Source organism: Ktedonobacter robiniae, from assembly GCF_016587375.1.
In the GTDB taxonomy this organism is placed as follows: Bacteria; Chloroflexota; Ktedonobacteria; order Ktedonobacterales; family Ktedonobacteraceae; genus Ktedonobacter; species Ktedonobacter robiniae.
This window is the reverse complement of record NZ_BNJG01000001.1, coordinates 2153248-2168495: the sequence shown is the minus strand read 5'-3', so window position 1 is coordinate 2168495 and position 15248 is coordinate 2153248. Positions and strand designations below refer to the sequence as shown.

Genomic DNA, 15248 nt, shown 5'->3' with positions numbered 1-15248 from the left:
CTTATTTTCCTAGCTGGCGGCGGTCCGCGTCCTGGTCAGGATTCTCGAACAGCACGGGGCGCTCAGTCTGGTAATTGCCCAGTCCAACTGCGGTCGCGCTGGCCTGTGAACCATCGAAGACATTGCCCTTCTGCGGCACAGGCTGCTCAGCCGAATCGGGTTCGGGGGCGGGATCGGCCCAGACCTCGTTCGAGCCAACGGTCGCGCTGCCCTTCGCCTCCAGAAGCTGCTCTTTATGATAGACCAGGTCTTCGGGATGGAACGAGGCCAGCTTGTATTCTTGCTCCAGGGTGATCGCGCCCGTGGGGCAGGCCGCCTGGCAATAGCCACAGAAGATGCAGCGCAGCATATTGACGTCGAAGACGCGGGCATAGCGCTCACCTGGGGAGACGCGCTCCTCCTCGGTGTTCTCTGCGGCCTCAATGTAGATGGCGTCAGCCGGGCAAGCTCCTGCACAGAGATAGCAGCCCACACAGCGCTCCAACCCGTTATCGTAGCGGTGCAGCACATGGCGACCACGGAAGCGTGGCGCCAGTTCTCGCTCCTCCTCGGGATAGGAGATGGTAGTAGGCTTCTTGCCCATATTTTTCAGGGTAGTACCCATACCCTTGAGAATTTCAAAAGACATATGAACTCCTTAAAGCTTTAAGGACGCGTTCGCAAATCGTTCAATACCAGCATTTTTAAATTTGGCAGCGAAGGTAAGAGTTTATCATTTGTCAGGAAGAAGGTAGCACCTGAACTGATAGCAGTTGCTAACTGTATAGCATCAGGAGTTCGAACGTTGTGTAAGGCTCGTATTCGTGCTGCTTCTTGCGCGATATTTTGCGAAACTGAAAGAGTTGTTAATCCTTTCGTGCCAAATAGAATATCTCGGTATTGTTGAGCCAGGATATTGTTATTGGTTCGCAACGGATGAATGAGGGTCTCAAGCAGCGTGACTGTAGAAGTAACGATTTTGATTTTGCCTTGATCTACTGCTTGAAAGAAGGCTTTTAAGGTATCCTTATAGGCTGGATTGCCTTCTATATAGTAGATAAAGGGAGCCGTATCCACTCCAACAGTCTGTCCGTTCAGGTCCTCTACCCATCCCATGAATCTCGCTCCTGACGAATATAATCCTCTACATCAACACCCTGCCATATTTCTTTGCCTAAGCCTTCCAACTCTAAGATGCTGTGTTGAGGTTTAGCGGTTACCTGATGATGCCTGACCATATTAGCTAGATCTGCCAATAATTGAAGCTGCTCATCAGGTGATAACTGCTGAACCTGCTGTAAGATCTGATGATAAGCGTAGGTCGACATTGCCACTCTCCTTGAGATAGCTCATCAATGATTCCTTTACCTTATTGATGGCTCATACGACAAAATAGTAACAGAGTCTCCTACGCTTGTCATCCTACGCTTGAACTGCTGTTGGCTCTTGCTCGGAGCTGGTGTTTTCGGTGACGGCTTTGGGTTCGTACTTGACCAGACGGACCGAGGTGGGGAGCAGAACCTTGCCCTGCTTCTCCTCAAAACGCGTGCCCTCGCTGAAGCCCTGACGGCGAGCGACAAAGAACATGATCGCGAGTACGACCAGGCCAGCCACGCCACTGATTGCCCAGTGCCAACCCAGCGCCACCACAAAGGCGGTGATGACTGCGTTCAGGACGGCCAGGGGCAGCAGCAACTGCCAGCCGAAGCGCATCAGGCGGTCATAACGGATACGTGGCAGGGTTGCGCGCAACCACATAAAGATGAACAGGAAGATGGCAACCTTGGCGACGTAGATGATGATCGAAGCGCCAGGGAAGAGCGTCTCCAGGCCGAAGAGACTCCAGCCACCCAGATAGAGCGTTGTCGCCACCGAGCTGACTGTGATCATGTTGATATACTCCGCCATCTGGTAGAGGCTCCAGCGCAGGCCTGCGTATTCCGTCAGGTAGCCCGCGGTCAACTCCTGCTCGGCCTCGGGCAGGTCAAATGGCGCGCGATTAGTCTCGGCGATGCCCGCGATGAGATAGATGACAAAGCCCAGGGGTTGCGCCAGGATGAACCAGGACATACCAGGGGCTCGCTGCATGTCGATAATGCCAACCATACTCAGGGTCTGAGACCACATGAGTACGCTGCCGAGGGCCAGGCTCAGACTGGTCTCGTAAGAGACCATCTGTGCCGCGCTGCGCAGCGCGCCCAGCATGGAGTAACGGTTGCCAGAGGCCCAGCCACCGAGCACGATACCGTAGACTGCCAACGAAGAGATGGCCAGAATCCAGAGCAGGCCAATGTTGACATCGGCGATCAGGGGATCCCAAACATTGTGTACGCTGGTCTTGCCGCTCCAGTTGAGACCAATGGGCACCACGGCGAAGGCCGAGAGCGCCACGATGGTTGAGAGGATCGGCGCGATACCGTAGATAAACTTACGCGCCTGCCCCGGAACAAGTTGCTCTTTGAAAGCCATCTTGATGCCGTCGGCGAGCGGCTGCAAGAGACCGAAAGGGCCAACGCGGTTGGGTCCCAGGCGACCCTGGATCTTCGCCAGCACGCGACGCTCGATAAGCGTCATATAGGCAAAGACCGTGAGCAGGATCGCGATAACGATAGCGCTTTTGATAACCGCAGCGACGATCTCGTTGTTTAAGAAATCAAGCATGAGCTACCTCCTGCTCTAACGAGCGGACGCCTTGCATGCCCAGGTCTTCGTGGGCCAGGCCCGCGTAGAAGGGGTTGTGCTCGGCGATCTCGTCGAAGATATCGCGAGGGTGCATATAGTTCCAGTCGGCTCCCAGGGCCTGGGCGAGCTGGATCAGGATCTCCCAATCGGCCTTGGCGCCGGGCAGGGGTCGCAGGGCCTTGCGTACGAGCTGCACATGGTGGTCGAGGTTGGTCATGGTGCCGTCCTTCTCGGCGAAGGTCACGGCGGGCAGAACCACGTCGGCCTGCTGCGCGGTCTCGTTGAGGGCGACATCCTGTACCACCAGGAACTCAATGGACTGAGGCAGGGTCGCGCCATTCAGGTGGCGCAACGGATTGGCACCCATGACGAAGAGGGCCTTCAATTGCGAGCCAGTGAGCATCTCATTGTAGGTCATACCAACCTTCGTCGTCGCCTGGTAGCCAGGAAGCGCGTCGGGCAGCAGACCCATGTCGCGCGCACCGAGTGAGTTAGCATCCTCGAAGAGGGGACCAACGCCAGCGCCCTCGCGGTCAATGTTCTTGGTGACAAAGGCCAGGGCTTGCAGATCGGCGGCCAGATCTTCGCAACCGGGATCGAGGGTCGCCATCTCATCGTACAGGATAACCGCGCCTTTCGCGGCGCTGCCAGCACTGACGATCTCCTGAGCCAGCTGGCGGAGCTGCGCCACGACCTCGGCACCAAAGGCGCTCTCAGCCTCGGCGATAACGCCCTTCTCGCGGCCAATCTTGCTCTTGATATCCTCGTAGCCGCTGGTCTGGACCTCACCCGCCTCCAGAACGTAGTTGAGCAGCAGCTTGGCCGCCTTGCCCGCACCATTCTGAGGGACATTCACCTTGGCCGCCTTGTAGGGGCTATTGGTAAAGCGGTCTAGCTCGGTGGTCTCCGAGTTGATGATGCTGATCTTGGCTCCGGCCTTCATCGCCTTCTTGATGCGCAGATTGAGCACTGGCTGGCGCTCATAGGGATCGGAGGCGACCAGGACGATGTGTCCAGCCTTCTCCAGTCCGGCGATGCTGTTGGTCATCATCCAGGGCTTGCCAGTCAGGCGGTCGCGGGGGCCGAGGAAGAGTCCGTGATGATGATCGACGTTGGCTGTGCCCAGGACCTCGCGCAGCAGCTTCTGGAAGAGATAGGTCTCTTCGTTGGTGGTGCGGGTCGAGCCAATGCCGCCGATGGCCTGCGTGCCATGCTTGCTCGCGATCTCTTGTAGACGCTGAGCGACATAGGCGATGGCCTCGGGCCAGGAGGCGGGCGTAAGTGTACCATTGCGACGGATTAAGGGTGTGCGCAGGCGCTCGGGATTGTTCACATAGTCAAACTCCCAGCGACCACGGTTACACAGCCATCCATCATCGATGGCGTCGTTGTTGCGCGACATCAGGCGCGTCACGCGGTCGACACGCACATCGACGCGAGCGTTACAGCCGACGCTACAGTTATTACACACGCTGGGAACGCGTTTAAGCTCCCAGGGACGAGCCTTGAAGCGATAGCTTGTGGCCGTCAGCGCGCCGACTGGGCAGATCTCCACCGTGTTACCGGAGAAGTTTGAGTCAAAGGCATTGCCTGGGGCCGTGCCGACTTCCATCTTGTAGCCACGCGAGATCATAACCAGGCCGTTGTCCATCGAGATCTCACTGCTAAAACGCGTGCAACGCTGGCAGAGAATGCAGCGCTCGCGGTCGATGTTGATATCCTTGCTGATGGGCACAGGCTTGGGATAGTGGCGCTTGTTGAGATCGAAGCGCGTCCCGCCTGGGCCGTGGCGCAGGGTGAAGTCTTGCAGATCGCACTCGCCAGCCTTGTCACAGATCGGGCAGTCTAGCGGGTGATTGATAAGCAGGAACTCCAGCGTACCCTGGCGCGCGTTCAGCACCTTCTCGGTCTTGGTATGCACTACCATACCCTCGCTCACAGGCGTGGTACACGCCGTCTGAGGGGGCTTGGGCATGTTCTCAACCTCGACGAAGCACATGCGGCAGGCACCCAGCGGCGGCATTTTGGGATGGTAGCAGTAGATCGGCACCTCAATACCAGCCTTCTGCGCGGCGGCCCACACCAGGGTACCTGGCGGAACCTCGACGGGAATGCCATCGATGGTGAGGTGTACGAGTTCGTCCTTTTTCTCTTCTGGCATAATTATTTCTACCTGACGGTTTGTATCATTCCTATGGATAATTAATTAGCGCCAGCGCTCAAGGTGGCGGCTTCGGCGTTGATGGTTCCGTGCTTATGAGGTCCGCCAACCATGCAGTGGCCATGCGTTACATGGTACTCGAACTCCTCACGGAACATGCGCACGCCGCTGGTAATCAGGCTGGTCGCCGCGTCGCCCAGGGGGCAGAACGACTTACCGCTGATGTTGCCGCAAATGCTGGTGAGCAGGTCGATGTCTTTCATCTTGCCGTGCCCATGTTCCAGGCGCTCGAGAAGCTCGGTGAGCCAGTAAGTGCCTTCGCGGCAGGGCGTACACTTCCCGCAGGACTCATCGCGATAGAACTCGACCGCGCGCGCGATAGTGCCGACGATACAGGTCTCGTCATTAATAACGATCACGCCACCCGAGCCGAGCATCGAGCCAGCCGCCGCCACGGACTCATAGTCCATGGGGATGTCCAGCTTGTCGGGACCCAGGAAGAAGGTCGAGGAACCGCCGGGAATGACGGCCTTGACCTGGCGATCGTTGAGGATGCCACCACCATACTGCTCATCATAGAGAAGCGTGCGCAGAGGTATGCCCAGGGGCGCCTCGTAGTTACCGGGCTTCTTGACGTGTCCGCTCAAACCAAAGATACGTGTACCCTTGCTCTTCTCCGTGCCGAAGGAGGCGTAGTACTCGCCACCCTGCTCGATGATTGCGGGCACGGTGCAGAGTGTCTCGCAGTTATTGATAACTGTGGGACCGCCATAGAGGCCGACCACCGCCGGGAAGGGTGGCTTGAGGCGAGGATAGCCACGGCGACCCTCCAGCGACTCCATCAGCGCGCTCTCTTCGCCGCAGATGTAGGCGCCCGCGCCACGGTGAACGATCACGTCTATACTATAGTCACTGCCCAGGATGTTGCTGCCGATCAGACCCGCTTCATAGGCCTCGTCAACGGCGCGCTGAACCTGGTCTGCCGCGTAGGGCAGTTCGCCACGAATGTAGATGAAGGCCGTTTTGACACGACAGGCATAGCTGGTGATAAGCACGCCCTCGACCAGCAGGTGTGGGTTGCGCTCCATCAACATGCGATCCTTGAAGGTGCCAGGCTCGCTCTCGTCCGAGTTGCAGCAGAGGTAGCGTGGCTTATCGTTTTTGGCCAGGAAGCTCCACTTCATGCCCGTGGGGAAGCCCGCGCCACCGCGTCCGCGCAGACCAGACTTCTTGATCTCTTCTACGATCTGGTCTGGCTCGCTCTTCAGGGCCTTGGCCAGGGCCTCGTAGCCTCCGTTCTGGCGATAGACCTCAAGCGTGTCGATTCCCGGCACATCGATATATTTTGTAAGAAACTTGGCTGTTTCTGGCATTGCACATTTCCTCGTAACTGGTGCCTTTACCGGGAGATACCGGACTTGGACTCGTTGACCTGTTTGCCCTGTTTCAGTTCGCGCTCAAGGTCGTCAATGAGGGCATCGGCCTTCTCAAGGGTGACGTTCTCGACGAACTGCCCATTGACCTGGAGAACAGGAGCGTAGCCGCAGGTTGCGAGGCACTCGACGCCCTGGAGGGTAAAGTTGCCGTCCGGGGTGGTCTCGCCGCGCTTGATGCCCAGGCGCTGCTCCAGGTGTTCCATCACGCTATCGCAGTTGCGCAGATAACAGGAGATGCTGGTGCAGACCTTCACGATCTTCTTGCCCGGTGCCTGCTTATGGTACATGGTGTAGAAGGTCGCGACGCTCTCCACGTCGTCGATCGTCATACCCACGGCCTCGGCCACAGCCTCCAGGCCCGCACGCGTGATATAGCCCTCTTCTTCTTGCGCGATATAGAGCGAGGGCATAACCGCTGAACGCGCGGCAGGATAACGCTTAGCCAGCTCGCGCATGCGCTCTTTAGCCTTCTCTGAAATCATCTATCAACCTCTCCAAGCACGATATCAATGCTACCAATGGCGGCGACAACGTCCGAAAGGAAGGTCCCCTCGACCATGCGCGGGAGCACCTGCAAGTTGGCGAAGGATGCGCCACGCACATGCATGCGATAGGGTTTGGGGCCGCCATCGCTGACCATATAGAACCCTAGCTCGCCCTTGGGGGCCTCGGTGCGCACAAAGACCTCGCCTTGGGGTGGACGATAGCCCTCGGTGAAGAGCTTGAAGTGGTGGATCAGGGCCTCCATGCTACCGGTGATCTGCCACTTGGGTGGCGGTGTGACTTTTTTGTTCTGGACGCGGTAGGGACCTGTGGGCAGACCTTCTAGCGCCTGCTCAATGATCTTGCGGCTCTCTTCCATCTCCAGCATGCGCACCATGTAGCGATCATAGACATCGCCCGTGGAGCCGACTGGAATGTCGAAGTCAAACTTCTCGTAGCCGCTGTAGGGGAAGACTTTGCGGATATCCCAGACCACGCCGCTACCGCGCAGGGTCGGACCCGAGGCGCCATAAGCCAGGGCATCTTCCTGTGTCAGGATGCCGATATTGCGGGTGCGCTCCAGCCAGAGCTGATTATTGCTGAGCAGGTCATGATACTCTTGCAGGCGTGCCGGGAAGGCCTTCAGGAATTCGCGTACCTTCGCCTCGAAGCCTTTGGGCAGCTCGGCCTGTAGACCACCGGGGCAGATGTAGCTAGTCATCATACGCACGCCTGAGATCAACTCGAAGATATCGAGGATCATCTCGCGCTCACGGAAACAGTAGAGGAAGACGCTCTGCGCGCCCAGGTCAAGCGCCGAGGTTCCTAGCCAGACCAGGTGGCTCGCGATACGCTGAAGCTCAGCAAGGATGACGCGTGTGTACTTAATCTTATCGTTGATCTCGTCATCGATGCCCAGGAGACGCTCCACCGCCAGGCTATAGCCCAGGTTATTATTGAGCGGCGCGAGGTAATCCATGCGGTCCGTCAGAACCAGGGCCTGATGGTAGGACTTGACCTCGGCGGTCTTCTCAATGCCGGTATGGAGAAAGCCGATATCAGGTACGGCTTTAATAACGGTCTCACCCTCGATGGTCAGAACGAGGCGCAATACGCCATGCGTACTGGGGTGCTGAGGCCCCATGTTGATGGTCATCGTATCGTTACGCTGGCCATCTTCGAGGAGCTGCCCCTCATCAAGGGTATAGGAGTACCCGGCTAGCGGTGTACTCGTCTTCTCTTTTTGCTGCATAAGCTGTCCTCTTTAGTGCCTCTCCGAAAACCTGAGCGCGTGAGCGCTAGCCGCGAGAGCGGTGTTGGTTTTCGTACAAGGTCATGGAGCTGATCTAGGCCTCTTCTGTTGTTGGCAATGTGCCTGGCTCTTGACCAGGATTGACCTGAGTGCGGCCCTCATTAAACTGACGACCCTCGGAAGAGCGTAGCGACTGCTGATAGTAATCGCCAACGCCGGGATCGACATTATAAGGAACCTGTCCACCCCAGTGAGGCTCGGGAAGCTCGAAGCCCGAGATGGGATAATCTTTGCGCAGAGGATGAGTGGTCCAGTCCTCAGGCATCATAATACGGCGTAGGTCGGGATGGCCCGCAAAGGTAATCCCAAAAAGGTCGTAGACCTCGCGCTCATACCAGTTCGCGCCAGCCCAGACGCTCGTAATACTGGGAACCTCTGGATGGGCCTCGCGTCGCTGACCCACACGCACCTTGAGACGGATAAAACACTGGTGTTCAATGGAGAGAAGCTGGTAGACGACATCGAAGCGTGGTGTGCGCTCTGGCCAATCAACCGCTGTTACCGTCTCAAGAAAATTGTACTGGAGCTGTGCCTTCAGGAACTGACAGACCTCGACCAGGGAGCCTGGGTCGAGGATGATTGTCTGCTCGTCACGGTGTTCAACGGTTTCGAGCACGGCCTGCGGAAACTTTTCCCGCACAACGTCCACTGTCGAAGCTGCTGTTATGACCATAAAATAACTTCCTAAAAAAGTAACCGAACACTGAATGGGACTTTAACCAGTTAATATGGCAAGTTGTGAGTGCAATCATTACCAAAGCAATTAGTTAAAGATCATCAACATAGGCCGCAGGTCGTAGGGGAACGTAGAGCTAAAAGCCAGGTCCATGGCGACACGAGTCGCGCTTTACACCTGCGGCGTCAGGGCAAGGAAACGATACTGGAAATAACCGCCCTTGCGCACAAAGAGGGCTAACCAGAAACTGGTTGGCCCCCACTTTTCGCTTGTGTTTCGTTTCTTCTGTATGAACTTCCTCTCGAAAACCTGAGCGCGCTTGTCCCCGAATGGGGGATTGGTTTTCGTATTAAGAAGAACGTGCCGCTGCTACCTTCTCTCAGGCAGGCTATCAAGATTGGTATATCGTGTAGGGTCCATGCTTGCATGGACTAAACGCAACTTGACCCTACAGACCCGCCTCCATATTTGAAGGACCGACGAGCTTGAGGCCGCTATCCTTCAAAGGATCAGGTGGATTGGGAATGCCCTCACGAATCTTGCGCTGCAACTCATTGAAGCCGAACAACAGCATATCGGGAGTAGGGGGGCAACCTGGGATAAAGACATCGACTGGAACGATCTTATCTACTCCCTGTACAATGGCGTAATTGTTGAAAACGCCACCGCAGGAGGCGCAGGCTCCCATTGAGATGACCCACTTTGGTTCTGGCATCTGGTCATAAATCTGGCGCAACACAGGAGCCATCTTGACTGAGCAGCGTCCAGCGACGATCATCAGATCAGCCTGGCGTGGTGAGGCGCGATAGACCTCGGCTCCAAACCGCGCAAGGTCGAAGCGACTGGCGCTGGTTGACATCATCTCAATGGCGCAGCAGGCCAGGCCGAAGAGCGCGGGCCAGAGCGAGGAGCTACGGCTCCAATCCAAGATCTTGCTCACCTGCGTGGTTAGCACGCCAAAGCTACCATCCTTCTGATGCATTGGTAGCTCGCGTGGTGTCTGCGTGTTGGAGTAGGTCTGTACCGGCTCCCAGGGATTGGTTATTCCCATGAAAAAGCTCCCTTCCGCCAAACATAGACATAGCCCACCATTAGAATCGCCAGGAAGACGAGCAGTTCAATGAGTCCGAAAAGCTGTAGCTGGTGGAGCAGGACTGCGAGGGGATAGAACGACACAATTTCGATGTCGAACACAATAAAGAGCATACCAGTCAACAGATATTTGACTGGGAAGCGTTTCTTGGGCGGCTCAATTTCTTGAATACCGCATTCATAGGGCGCGAGCTTCTCCGGCGAGGGTTTGCGTGGCCCAAGCACGTTGGTCACCACCATAACCAGAATACCGAAGAGGATCGCAAGCGTTACTAAGATAAAAATGGGGAGTGCTGATCCCATATGCGGAACCTTCAATTTCTCAATTTCTAATAGCTGCACTAATTGCATGAAAAAAATGCATCGACTAGTGTCAAAAATACACTTCCTCAGCATCTATTGTAGTACAGTCTTACAGGTGTGTCAAATAAGCCCATACCGGCGTACGCGGCTACAGGCCCGCTACTGGCGTGCGCGGCTACTTCTTATTCCAGCGCATAGCACTATTCCCCCCGAGTAAGAAGATGAATGTGCAGGTCCGAGGCCTCTGGCCTCGGACCTGCACATTCATCTTCTTACTCCTTGAGCGCCGTAGGCGCGAAAGGGATGTCTACTTCCACTCGCCTAAACATGATAAAATATATCAAATGAACCTCTGGGCCAACATCGAAAGCAACGACGCGAATAAGGACGTATGGACGCAGATAAGCGGGAATGGCCCGCGCAAACGCGCGCGCAGGCCAAATGAACGAGAGATCCTGGCGACGCTGCGCCACTGGCTGCTGCATGACTATGTAGCGGCATATTGTCGCGCCCTTGCCGCCACGCGCATCTTCCGGCGCTGCTACTGGGTCGATGCCCTGGGGCTTAACGCGCGCGAGCAGATACTTGTACCAATGCCTGAACACGCTGAGAATGGCAATGGCTCGAAGAAGCGGCGCAAAAAAGAGCCAGATGTGCTCATGCTGCCACAGGCCCTGCTCCCCATCTCGCTTCTAGCGCGCGAACTTGTTCAGGAGCAGCCACCCTTCTCGCTTTATGGCCTGCTGCTAAGCGGTTCCAGGCAGAATGCCCATACAACGCAAGAGACGCTGCCCCAGGATGGTGGTGTCCTGCGCAGCAACTGGCTGGATGGTGGCGCTGCTCTGCTGCGTGAGCTTGAGCCTTCGCCAGCCATATTTCTGCTTAATCCCTTTACGCCTTCGCTCTTTAGCAATGAAGATTTACTCAAGATCTACCAGCGTACCGCCCCCACGGAACTCCTCCTCTGGCTTCCCCATCAAGCGATTGATGCCTGTCTCCAGACCGCGCGAAGTGACGAACAGGTGGGACTTAAGCTGACCAATCTGTTGCGCACCGACCGCTGGAAGACCCTCCTCAGTGCCGAAGCTGAGCGTGTGCAGGCCATAGATAGTTTTCTTAAGCTGTTTATACTGAGCATGAAGCGCCACTTTAGCCTGCCCATCCAACGACTCGCGTTACCGGTCCAGGTGGGGCCAGCCTGGATGGAGTATGTACCCTCGACCCTGCTCTTTGCGACCAGGCGCCAGGACAGCTTTCAACATATGAATGAGGCGCTTTGTGACTACCGGCGGCGTCTTTATGCCGTGATCCATGATGGTGTGCTTGCCGAGGAGTGGTTTCTCGTCCAGGAGCAGGAGCGGCATGCAGCCTCCCTGGAGCAGTTAACGCAGCGCATCATCCAATTGGGGCGAGGACAGCGCGTGCGCCGCTGGCCCGATCTACGCCAGCAGGCCATGCTTGAATACTTTGGTCAGTTCACGCTCAACGACTATGACGGCGTTATGCAGCACCTGCTACAGAGCGGCGAGGTACGCTGCGAATGGCGGCGCACACGCTCCACCAACGAAGACCCTGTTTCGCCTGGTAACGACGACTTACTCATCTGGCGCTAGTAAATCTTACAAGTAGAAGGAACAAAATCCAGCACAGCTCATGCTACATACTTTTACGTGAAAAGAAGGCATCACCAGGGGGAAACGCAGGACATGGGGAGACCCCGCGTTTTAGTGACACCTCCTATTATAAATTTACGTTTTGCGCAGGTAATTAGTCGCATGATTTCGAGAGAAAAAGTGTTGTTTTTGAGCATAGATCTATACAGTAAGTATATGGGGAAGAGCGTGTATGAAGAAACAAGATGTATCATCGCGCAACGGACTCAACGAGTTAAACGGAGCCGAATGGGTCTACTTTACTCGTAGCATCCTGACGACCTCATACCCCTCAGAATATAGTCATCACCTACGCAAGGCCCACGGCGCGAACAAGCCCCCACAGCTCATGCGCCAGTTGATAGAGTTCTTTACCAAGCCAGGCGCACGTGTCCTCGACCCCTTCGCGGGCGTCGGCGGAACGCTTATAGGTGCCTCGATCTGTATCAAACCCCGCGAGGCCCTGGGGATCGAGATTAATTCGCAATGGGTAGAGATCTACCAGCGTGTATTGGAAGAGAACCAGGACCAGTTGCTGCCCCAGTCTATGCTGCATGGCGACTGCCTGACCCTCATGCGCGAGATGGAGAGCGCCAGCTTTGACTTTATCGCCACCGATCCCCCCTACAATATTCACATGACCCAGACCATGTCGGGCAAGCGCAAGGCGAACCAGCACGCCAGCCGGCGCACCACCTACGATATGCGCTCAGATGATCCCGCCGATCTCGCCAACATGCCCAGCTATGAGACTTACTTAGAGGCCATGGAGCATATCTTTCAAGAGTGTGCCCGCCTCCTGAAGCCCAGGAAATACATGGTCATCATCGTGCGCGATGCCTACCAGCATGGTGAGTACATCTTTACCCACGTCGACCTGGCGCGCCGTGCTCGCCTCCACGGCCTGATCCCCAAAGGCGAGATCATCTGGTACCAGACCGGAACACGCCTGCGCCCCTACGGCTACCCCTTCGCCTACATCCCCAACATCGCCCACCAGTACATCGTCATCCTCCAAAAACAGTAACATATGGTAAGGGTATGTGATGATACTGGGTTGACTCCGCCAACCCAGTATCATCACATACCCTTACCATATAAATAACTATGTGGCGTTTTTAACTCTTGAGCGACATATGCAGTGAAATCGCTAGCGAGAAGAACTACAGTAGGACGGAACCATGCAACAACATTTGTCGTCAGCTGGGGATGACGCCTTCGCAGCTGAACTCTACCAGCGCTACGCTCAGGAGATCTTTGCCTACTTGCGCATGCATACACCGACGCGTGAGGATGCCGAGGACCTGCTCATTGATGTCTTCCTGGCGGCGCTTGAGCAGAAAAACTTTCAGGATGTGCCCATAGAGAGACAGCGAGCCTACCTGTGGCGGGTGGCGCAGAATAAGACGGTCGACTTGCATCGTCGTCTGAAGCGCCGCCAGGTATCGCCCATAGAACAGGTCGCGGATGCGCTCTACTTCGATGAAGATCAGGAGCCGGAACAACACGCCATGCGCACAGAGCGTCACGCCCTGTTGCGGACACATGTGCAGGGGTTGCCAGAACTACAACGTAAGCTACTCTACCTGCGCTTTGTCAATGGATTGCGTAGCGCGGAGATCGCGCGCATCCTCGACAAACGTGAGGGTACAGTACGCATGCTGCTCTCGCGTACGCTCAATACCCTCCGCTCCATCTATGAGAAGCACAAATGAGAAGTACTAAAAGGGATAGGCACTATGGCTACATCGAACGAACATTTCAATGCTAAAGACATAGATAAGCAGATCGAGCAAGCTCTGGCGCAGGCTCAATCCAATGAACCCAACACGCAACTGGTGGCCGATCTACAACGGCTCCACCAGGTGGATGCCCAGGCCGACGCGCAATCGCTCAACTACGCCTGGCAGCATATTCGCGCCCGCAATCGCTCGCAGCGATCTCTGAATAACGAAGGGAAGGTCATCCCTATGCATATACCTTCATCACGCATGCCTGACAAGACGCAGGGTGTGCCACGCCAGCAGCGCTTTTCCTCCACCCGGAGAGCTTTCACACTCATCGCCGCCGTTTTGGTGGCAGCCCTGGTCGTAGGTAGCCTGCTTACCGTACTCTACCGGGCGCGCTCAGCACAGGGAGGGAATCCCGACTCTCCACATGCTACTGCGATACCTAAAGCAACGAACCAACCCACACAAGTTCATCCCGGCCAGGTTGTCTACAACTATAAAGTGAAGGACAACATTATTATGGGTTTGCAGTGGTCTCCTGATGGCAAGCGCATCGTCCTGGTGGGAAATGACGCGCATATCTTGGATGCCACGACCGGGAAAAACGAGGTCACCTATCATCCTACTGGTGGAGGGCGAACTCCTGTTCAAAACGTTGCCTGGGCGCCAGATGGCAGCCAGCGCCTTGCTATCGCCACCGATACTGTACAGATTATAGACGCGAATACTGGCAAGGTCCTAGCTACTGGTCCAAAGCAATCGACGGTGTATACGGGAAATTTGCTCACGAGCTTATTGATGCCCCTGGCTCCTCATAGTGGTAGCGGTTCTACCGTCATAACAAGCTTGGCCTGGTCACCAGATGGGAGGTATATTGCCACCAATCTGGGCCACCTGATCAATAACTCTCGTGATCCGCAGGATCATCCAATTCTCATCTGGGATAGCCATACAGGGGAAGTAGTTAAGAGGCTGTTTGGCCATACTGACGATCCCTATCGCGTGTTGTGGTCGCCAGATGGCAAATACCTGGCCTCCTTCTCACAAAATTGGGATGAAACTGTTCGTGTCTGGGATGCAAAGACAGGTAGTCTCATTAATACCGTTCACGCGAAAGGCTATGGGTCAATGGGTGGGATAGCGTGGTCACCGGATAGCCAGTATCTGGCCGTAAGTATGGATGTCCAGGTTGGAAATAATACCGTTGGGGAGATCAAGACTAAGCCTCAGGTTCAGGTCTGGCAAGCGTTAACAGGTACACCCATCATGACGCTCTCACCGACTGTTAGTGGGCAGTACCTCGCCTGGTCGCATGATGGTAAGCGTATTGCCATGGTTGAAAGCGGGTTGCAAACGATTGCGAGTGGACCGGATGAAGGGAACCAGATCAGCATAGAGAAGGTGGAGATCTGGAATCCTATGAATGGGCAGACCATTTACACCTACCAGGAAAAGAGTGGGGAGATGCGAGGCGTTACCTGGTCGCCCGACGATACTCTCATTGCCACCGCAAGTATGAATAGTTCGAGCTTGCCACCAGACAAGAAAGCGAATAACGATACAGTCTATATAAAAGTGTGGAAAACTCCCGCTAAATAGAAGCGCGTATTGAGTAAGAAGCAGGGTGGAGGCTGCCGGACGCGTCCGGCAGCCTCCACCCTGCTTCTTTTATTGGCAATGACTACCCAAAACAAGAGTTTTTGCCGGGAAAAGCTGTGCTTAGATGATGCGCAGGCTCAGGC

13 protein-coding genes and 2 pseudogenes are annotated in these 15248 nt (G+C 55.7%); 4 read left to right on the top strand and 11 right to left on the bottom strand.

Going from position 1 to position 15248, the window contains the following annotated elements; translation table 11 throughout:
• Position 1 precedes the first annotated feature (1 nt).
• The 11 genes and pseudogenes from nuoI to JMJ04_RS09000 form a co-directional block, all read right to left on the bottom strand.
• Positions 2 to 628: an NADH-quinone oxidoreductase subunit NuoI gene (gene nuoI, locus JMJ04_RS09050; RefSeq protein ID WP_201370206.1), complete on the bottom strand. Its 627-nt coding sequence runs from the start codon at positions 626 to 628 to the stop codon at positions 2 to 4.
• 17 nt (positions 629 to 645) lie between these two features.
• The gene (locus tag JMJ04_RS09045; RefSeq protein ID WP_201370205.1) at positions 646 to 1095 is read right to left on the bottom strand and encodes a type II toxin-antitoxin system VapC family toxin; all 450 of its coding nucleotides are present in this window, start codon (positions 1093 to 1095) and stop codon (positions 646 to 648) included.
• Positions 1083 to 1307, bottom strand: a complete 225-nt coding sequence (locus tag JMJ04_RS09040) for a hypothetical protein (RefSeq protein ID WP_201370204.1) — start codon at positions 1305 to 1307, stop codon at positions 1083 to 1085. Before JMJ04_RS09040 ends, JMJ04_RS09045 begins: the two co-directional genes overlap by 13 nt.
• Before the next feature lie 94 nt (positions 1308 to 1401).
• Positions 1402 to 2640 (bottom strand): NADH-quinone oxidoreductase subunit NuoH, encoded by a 1239-nt coding sequence (gene nuoH, locus JMJ04_RS09035; RefSeq protein ID WP_201370203.1) that lies wholly within the window; start codon positions 2638 to 2640, stop codon positions 1402 to 1404.
• A complete protein-coding gene (gene nuoG / locus JMJ04_RS09030; protein ID WP_201370202.1) occupies positions 2633 to 4822 on the bottom strand; it encodes an NADH-quinone oxidoreductase subunit NuoG in 2190 nt (729 codons plus the stop codon). Before nuoG ends, nuoH begins: the two co-directional genes overlap by 8 nt.
• A 41-nt stretch (positions 4823 to 4863) precedes the next feature.
• The gene (gene nuoF, locus JMJ04_RS09025) at positions 4864 to 6195 is read right to left on the bottom strand and encodes an NADH-quinone oxidoreductase subunit NuoF (protein ID WP_201370201.1); all 1332 of its coding nucleotides are present in this window, start codon (positions 6193 to 6195) and stop codon (positions 4864 to 4866) included.
• A gap of 26 nt (positions 6196 to 6221) precedes the next feature.
• Positions 6222 to 6740 carry an NADH-quinone oxidoreductase subunit NuoE gene (gene nuoE / locus JMJ04_RS09020; RefSeq protein ID WP_201370200.1) on the bottom strand — a complete coding sequence of 173 codons (519 nt, stop codon included), beginning with the start codon at positions 6738 to 6740 and terminating at the stop codon, positions 6222 to 6224.
• Complete coding sequence (gene nuoD / locus JMJ04_RS09015; RefSeq protein ID WP_374226807.1) at positions 6737 to 7897, bottom strand: NADH dehydrogenase (quinone) subunit D; 1161 nt, start codon at positions 7895 to 7897, stop codon at positions 6737 to 6739. The genes nuoE and nuoD overlap by 4 nt, the downstream gene beginning before the upstream one ends.
• Before the next feature lie 367 nt (positions 7898 to 8264).
• Positions 8265 to 8726: pseudogene (locus tag JMJ04_RS09010) on the bottom strand (NADH-quinone oxidoreductase subunit C); the annotation flags it as partial.
• Positions 8727 to 9255: 529 nt separating this feature from the next.
• Positions 9256 to 9711, bottom strand: a pseudogene (locus JMJ04_RS09005) (NADH-quinone oxidoreductase subunit B); the annotation flags it as partial.
• A 59-nt stretch (positions 9712 to 9770) separates the two neighbouring features.
• On the bottom strand, positions 9771 to 10124 hold the full coding sequence (locus tag JMJ04_RS09000; protein ID WP_201370197.1) for an NADH-quinone oxidoreductase subunit A: 354 nt from the start codon (positions 10122 to 10124) through the stop codon (positions 9771 to 9773).
• Between the two features lie 227 nt (positions 10125 to 10351).
• Between JMJ04_RS09000 and JMJ04_RS08995 the strand changes: the two genes are divergently transcribed.
• The 4 genes from JMJ04_RS08995 (at position 10352) to JMJ04_RS08980 (ending at position 15105) form a co-directional block, all read left to right on the top strand.
• Positions 10352 to 11737 (top strand): hypothetical protein, encoded by a 1386-nt coding sequence (locus JMJ04_RS08995; RefSeq protein ID WP_201370196.1) that lies wholly within the window; start codon positions 10352 to 10354, stop codon positions 11735 to 11737.
• Positions 11738 to 11969: 232 nt separating this feature from the next.
• Positions 11970 to 12803, top strand: coding sequence for a TRM11 family SAM-dependent methyltransferase (locus tag JMJ04_RS08990; protein WP_201370195.1), 834 nt, complete (start codon positions 11970 to 11972; stop codon positions 12801 to 12803).
• A gap of 154 nt (positions 12804 to 12957) precedes the next feature.
• Positions 12958 to 13491 carry an RNA polymerase sigma factor gene (locus JMJ04_RS08985; RefSeq protein ID WP_201370194.1) on the top strand — a complete coding sequence of 178 codons (534 nt, stop codon included), beginning with the start codon at positions 12958 to 12960 and terminating at the stop codon, positions 13489 to 13491.
• Positions 13492 to 13515: 24 nt separating this feature from the next.
• The gene (locus tag JMJ04_RS08980; RefSeq protein ID WP_201370193.1) at positions 13516 to 15105 is read left to right on the top strand and encodes a WD40 repeat domain-containing protein; all 1590 of its coding nucleotides are present in this window, start codon (positions 13516 to 13518) and stop codon (positions 15103 to 15105) included.
• The last annotated feature ends 143 nt before the right edge of the window (positions 15106 to 15248 follow it).

Excerpts from the sequence above, each read along its gene's own strand:
- JMJ04_RS09000 (WP_201370197.1), bottom strand. The coding sequence starts at position 10,124 with ATGGGATCAGCACTCCCCATTTTTATCTTAGTAACGCTTGCGATCCTC.
- nuoE (WP_201370200.1), bottom strand. The coding sequence starts at position 6,740 with ATGATTTCAGAGAAGGCTAAAGAGCGCATGCGCGAGCTGGCTAAGCGT.
- JMJ04_RS08980 (WP_201370193.1), top strand. The coding sequence starts at position 13,516 with ATGGCTACATCGAACGAACATTTCAATGCTAAAGACATAGATAAGCAG.
- JMJ04_RS08990 (WP_201370195.1), top strand. The coding sequence starts at position 11,970 with ATGAAGAAACAAGATGTATCATCGCGCAACGGACTCAACGAGTTAAAC.
- nuoF (WP_201370201.1), bottom strand. The coding sequence starts at position 6,195 with ATGCCAGAAACAGCCAAGTTTCTTACAAAATATATCGATGTGCCGGGA.
- nuoH (WP_201370203.1), bottom strand. The coding sequence starts at position 2,640 with ATGCTTGATTTCTTAAACAACGAGATCGTCGCTGCGGTTATCAAAAGC.
- nuoG (WP_201370202.1), bottom strand. The coding sequence starts at position 4,822 with ATGCCAGAAGAGAAAAAGGACGAACTCGTACACCTCACCATCGATGGC.
- JMJ04_RS08985 (WP_201370194.1), top strand. The coding sequence starts at position 12,958 with ATGCAACAACATTTGTCGTCAGCTGGGGATGACGCCTTCGCAGCTGAA.
- nuoI (WP_201370206.1), bottom strand. The coding sequence starts at position 628 with ATGTCTTTTGAAATTCTCAAGGGTATGGGTACTACCCTGAAAAATATG.
- JMJ04_RS09045 (WP_201370205.1), bottom strand. The coding sequence starts at position 1,095 with ATGGGATGGGTAGAGGACCTGAACGGACAGACTGTTGGAGTGGATACG.
- nuoD (WP_374226807.1), bottom strand. The coding sequence starts at position 7,897 with ATGACCATCAACATGGGGCCTCAGCACCCCAGTACGCATGGCGTATTG.
- JMJ04_RS09040 (WP_201370204.1), bottom strand. The coding sequence starts at position 1,307 with ATGTCGACCTACGCTTATCATCAGATCTTACAGCAGGTTCAGCAGTTA.